This is a genomic window from Protofrankia sp. CiP1_Cm_nod3, assembly GCF_982290655.1.
This window is the reverse complement of the sequence record NZ_CEVIVD010000054.1, coordinates 1-4866: the sequence shown is the minus strand read 5'-3', so window position 1 is coordinate 4866 and position 4866 is coordinate 1. Positions and strand designations below refer to the sequence as shown.

General features: G+C 71.3%; 4 protein-coding genes. 3 read left to right on the top strand and 1 reads right to left on the bottom strand.

Annotated elements, in window-relative coordinates; genetic code table 11:
• The 3 genes from xseA to AC5LUJ_RS12500 all read left to right on the top strand — a co-directional run.
• Positions 1-614: exodeoxyribonuclease VII large subunit (gene xseA / locus AC5LUJ_RS12510; RefSeq protein WP_493464972.1), on the top strand; the 614-nt coding region annotated here is incomplete at its 5' end.
• Positions 615-1232: 618 nt separating this feature from the next.
• Positions 1233-2045, top strand: a complete 813-nt coding sequence (locus tag AC5LUJ_RS12505) for a polysaccharide deacetylase family protein (RefSeq protein WP_250283468.1) — start codon at positions 1233-1235, stop codon at positions 2043-2045.
• Between the two features lie 112 nt (positions 2046-2157).
• The gene (locus AC5LUJ_RS12500; protein WP_250283467.1) at positions 2158-3366 is read left to right on the top strand and encodes a glycosyltransferase family 2 protein; all 1209 of its coding nucleotides are present in this window, start codon (positions 2158-2160) and stop codon (positions 3364-3366) included.
• Between the two features lie 222 nt (positions 3367-3588).
• On the opposite strand, the gene add is transcribed toward AC5LUJ_RS12500, so the two are convergent.
• A complete protein-coding gene (gene add, locus AC5LUJ_RS12495) occupies positions 3589-4692 on the bottom strand; it encodes an adenosine deaminase (RefSeq protein ID WP_250283465.1) in 1104 nt (367 codons plus the stop codon).
• Between the last annotated feature and the right edge of the window lie 174 nt (positions 4693-4866).

The window sequence follows — 4866 nt, the reverse complement described above, 5'->3', positions numbered from 1 at the left end:
GCGGCGGCGGGTCGCTGGAGGATCTGCTGCCGTTCTCCGACGAGGCGCTGGTACGGGCCGTGGCCGCGGCCGTCACCCCGGTGGTCTCCGCGATCGGTCACGAGCAGGACGCGCCCCTGCTCGACTTCGTCGCGGACGTGCGGGCGTCCACGCCGACGGACGCGGCCAAGCGGGTGGTCCCGGACGTGGCCGAACAGCTCACGCTGGTGACGACGCTGCGTGGCCGGGCCCGGCGGGCCGTCGAGCAGCGCCTGGACCGGGAGGAGCGCTGGCTGGCCGACCTGCGCGGCCGCCCGGCGCTGGCCGCGCCCGGGCGTGAGCTCGACCGTCACGACGAGCACATCCAGGCGCTGCGCTTCCGTGGGCGGCGCTGCGTGCTCCACCGGCTGGAGCGGGCCGAGCAGGAACTGGCCCACGCGTCGGCCCAGTTGCACGCGCTGTCACCAGCGGCCACCCTGGACCGGGGATACGCGCTGGTACGCAGAGCCGCCGACGGATCCGTCGTGCGCGACCCCGGCCAGGCCGGCCCCGGGGACGCGCTGACCATACGGGTCGCGGGCGGCTCCTTCCCCGCGACCGCTGGCGCGCCGACGCGGACCGACATCCCGGCCTGAGCCGGGAATCCGCCCCGTTCGGGAGGTCCGCCCGAGCCGGGAAGCCGGCACCGGCCGGGTGGAGCGGGGCGGGGGCTCCGGGCCCGGGCCCGGGCCCGGGCCACGAAAAAGATGATCGAAAAGCTTTCGGCCGGCCGGGGCGGTGGGAATCATCGTCAGGTGCCACCGCCGCCGCGCGCCCACCAGGGCATCAGGAAAACTCGGTAAACCAACCGGGGACGACGCAATACATCCGGTCAGCTTCGGACGGTAGTCGTCAGACTATTTCCTGGATCATGGCACGTTCCTTCACACCCGTGGTGCTATGATTTCCAGCGGAAGATTTCAAACGTCCGTCAGCGGGCCGGGGGGCAGCGCGATCATGGTTTTTCGCACCGCCGACGGCCCACATCCCCGGGCCCCTGGGAGGAAAACATTGGCGCGACCAGTGCTGGCGCGCTCGTGTTCAGCCGGTGGAGAAGTTTCTCGCCAGCCACCCCGGAGCCCCTCGGCGCCACAACCCCGACACGATCACTATCGTGCCGGTGAATCAACGGGGCAGCGCAACGGAAACAATCCGCGCACATCGCGGCCCGGCACGGCCAACCGGAGAAACAAAACCACCACCCGGGGCCGGGCATGACCGAAAGTTTCTCCGTCCTGCCCGTGCTGATGTTCCACAGTATCGGCAACGGCGCCAGCGCGGCATTTCGTCGATGGCAGGTCCCGCCGGCGCTGCTCGTCGAGCAGCTAGCCTGCCTGAGTGCGGCCGGCTACCAGTTGCTGGGCCTTTCCGAAGCGCTTTCCCAACCAGCCGGGAAACATGTCGCGATCACCTTCGACGACGCTTTCGCGGATTTCTCCACGCACGCCGTCCCGGCACTGCGGCAGGTGGGCGCCGGAGCGACCCTCTACGCCCCCACCGCCTACGTGGGCGGCCGGGCGACCTGGCTGTCGGCCTACCCGGAGGGCGCATCCCCCCTGCTGGCCTGGTCCGACCTGCGGGATCTCCACGCCGCCGGCTACGAGATCGGCTCGCACGGCCACCGGCACACCGACCTCGACCTGCTGGCCGGCCCCGAACTGCGCCGTGACGTCGAGACCAGCCGCCGCCTGCTCGGAGCCGAGCTCGGCTCTCCCGCCCGGAGTTTCTGTTACCCGTTCGGCTATCACACACGAGCTGTCCGCGCGGCCGTGGCGGACGCCGGTTTCGCCTCCGCCTGTGAGGTGGGATACCGCATTCACCGCCGTGACACGTCCCCGTTCTCGATAAGCCGGCTGATAGTCACCGGCTCGACGAGCCCGGAACAGGCCCTCGCGCTGGTCCGCGGTGGCCAGCCCGGGGTTGTTCCGTACCTGCGACGTGGCACCCGGACCCCGTGGCGTGCTTTCCGGGCCGCCCGGCGCGGCCTGCGCGCGCGCCAGGAGCCGGCCGTCCAGGAACAACCATGACCGGTTTACCGGAAGCCCGCCCGCCGGCCGGCCGCACCAGCTGGCCGGAAGACGGCGCGGACGCCGTCCCGTTCACGCCGTCCCGAGGCCCCGAACGTCCGTGGAGAAAACCGTGACCAGTGTCAGTGTCGTGGTGTGCAGTCATCTCGTGGCACGATGGCCGCAACTCATGAACGCTCTCGACTCGCTCCAGGACCAGAAACTACGCCCGGAACGTGTCGTCGTAGTCGTGGACGGTGACGACGAGCTGCTCGCCCGGCTGCGTGAGCGGGCCGGTGCCGAACTCGTCCTCAGCACCGGGGGGCGTACCGGGCTGTCCCATGCGCGTAATGTCGGTATTGCCGCGGTCGACAGCGAGTTCGTGGCATTTCTGGACGATGACGCGGTCGCCGATCCGTCCTGGCTGTCATCTCTCGTGCAGGTCGCGACCGCCGGCCCCGACATTCTGGGAGTCGGCGGCTGGGTGACCCCTGACTGGGGCGGTGAGAAACCCGGCTGGTTCCCGCCCGAACTGCTCTGGACGGTCGGTTGCAGCCACCAGGGCCTACCCACCCAGCAGACTACCGTGCGTAATGTTTTCGGTGGCTGCGCCCTGTTCCGGCGGAGCGTGTTCACCACCGCCGGCGGTTTCGACACCCGCCTGGGCCGGCAGCTCAGGGGAGCGTCGGGCTGCGAGGAAACGGAGCTGTGCGTCCGCGCCGCCGCCCTGATCCCGGACGGCCGGTTCGTGCATGAACCGGCCGCGGTCATCCATCATCAGGTGCCCGCCCAACGGCAGCGTCCCTCGTACGTCGTGCGCCGGTGCTGGGCGGAAGGCGCGTCAAAGGCCACGCTCCGGCGTTTGTGCGCGGGCTACCGCACGCCGGCACGCGGCCCGCTCGGCCCTGAACGCGACTTCGTTCTCAAGGTGCTGCCACGCGGGGTGCGTGGCGGTCTCGGGGCCTTTCTCCGGGGACGCCCGGCGGGCCTCGCACGGGCCGGCATGATCGTCGCGGGAACCGGGACGACCATCCTGAGCTTTCTGCTCGCCGTGATCCGTACTGCCTTCTCCCCCGCGCGGGCGGCCGGCCGCCGCCCGGTCCTCCCGGCCACCGGTCCTACACCGCCGGGCGCGCCGGCCACCGGCACCGTCACCGGCACCACCCGGGCCCCGGCTCCCCCGGATTCCCCGAACGCCGCGGATTCCCCGGCTGCCGCCGGCGCTTCCGGTGCTTCCAGCGCTTCCGGTGCTTCCGGTGCTTCCGGCGAGGACAGCCCGTCGCCGGCAGCGAACCCGGCCGCAGAGGCCACTACGCCCAACATCCACACCCTCTCGGCCTGAACCCGGCCTGAACCGGTCGTCAGACCGGTCGCTGACTGGCCCTGCCGGCGAACATGCCAGCAGGGCCAGTCAGCGGTTCCAGACCTCGAAGACGGCGTCCAAGCCGAGGTGCGCAAGCCGCACGGGGTGACAGAGCGGAGCTGACGGCCGCGCCAACGGGGCCGCCAGCCGTTCGACCGTGCCGGCCTGGGCGCACAGGGGGAAAGAGACCAGCGGCCTGGGTCAGGAAGCGGCCTGGAGGCGGTCGGCGGCCGCGGCGATCTCGGCGCGGAGGGCATCCTTGAGCGGGGCGGGAGCGAACGAGTGCTCCACCGCGGCCGCGGCCAGATCGACCACCTGGTCGCGGCGCAGCCCCAGGCTGCGCAGCGCGTGCAGGTATTCGTCACGCAGCGTGGTACCGAACATGGGTGGATCGTCGCTGTTGAGACTGACCGGCAGCCCCAGTTCGATCATCGTGGGCAGCGGGTGGTCCGGATAGCCCGCGACGACCCCGGTGCGCAGGTTCGACGTCGGGCACACCTCCAACGGGATGCGGTGTGCCCGTAGATGATCAACGAGGGCCGGGTCGTCGAGGGCCCGGATGCCGTGGCCGATGCGCTCGGCGTGCAGGTACTCGAGGGCGTCCCAGACGGTGCGCGCCCCGGTGGTCTCGCCGGCGTGGGGGACGCGGTGCAGCCCGGCGTCCCGCGCGACGGTGAACGCCTCGGCGAACTGCGGGCGGGGCACACCGGCCTCCGGCCCGCCGAGACCGAGCGCGATCACGGACTCCCGGCGGCTCAGCGCGAACTCGACGGTGCCCTCGGACGCGGGGCGCAGGTCCATGCCCGGCAGGCCGGGAATATCGGTCACCCACCGCACCTGGATGCCGGTCTCCCGCTCGGCGTCCAGGCGGCCCCGCTCGATGCCGCCGAAGAGCTCGTCGGCGTCGATGCCACGCCCGATATGCAGGAACGGCGTAAAAGTGATCTCGGCATACCGGACCCCCTGGCCGGCGAGCCCCAGCGCGGTCTCCCTGGCGAGGACGGCGAAGTCGTCAGCGTCCCGCAGCACCCGGACGGCGGCCAGATACACCTCGATGAAGTGGTCGAAGTCGCGGAACTCGTAGAACTTCGTCAGGCTCTCGATGTCGGTGGGCAGATCGTCCACCCCGTGGCGGCGCGCCAGGGCGAGCAGGGTCCGCGGACGCATGGATCCCTCAAGATGGACGTGCAGCTCCACCTTGGGCAGCGCGTCGACGAACTCCTCGTCACCGAGCTCTTCCGCCACGTTCCGCCCTGTCACGCCCGACCCCTTCCCGGCCCGCCCGCCGGCATCACCGACACTCATCGGCTGCCGCCCGCACGACCCACACAACACCACACGGTCCGTACGGGCGCCACCACCCCGCATGCCGGCGGACGACCGCCCCGGCACACCCGTCCCACCAGACAGAACCGCACAGCCCCTTCCCCCGCTGCCCCTTCACCGGAACGAGTGTGTAAGTGGCTGCCAGAGCGGCCA

Bases quoted from the DNA above. Each gene is read 5' to 3' on its own strand.
- AC5LUJ_RS12505 (WP_250283468.1), top strand. From the start codon at position 1,233: ATGACCGAAAGTTTCTCCGTCCTGCCCGTGCTGATGTTCCACAGTATC.
- add (WP_250283465.1), bottom strand. From the start codon at position 4,692: ATGAGTGTCGGTGATGCCGGCGGGCGGGCCGGGAAGGGGTCGGGCGTG.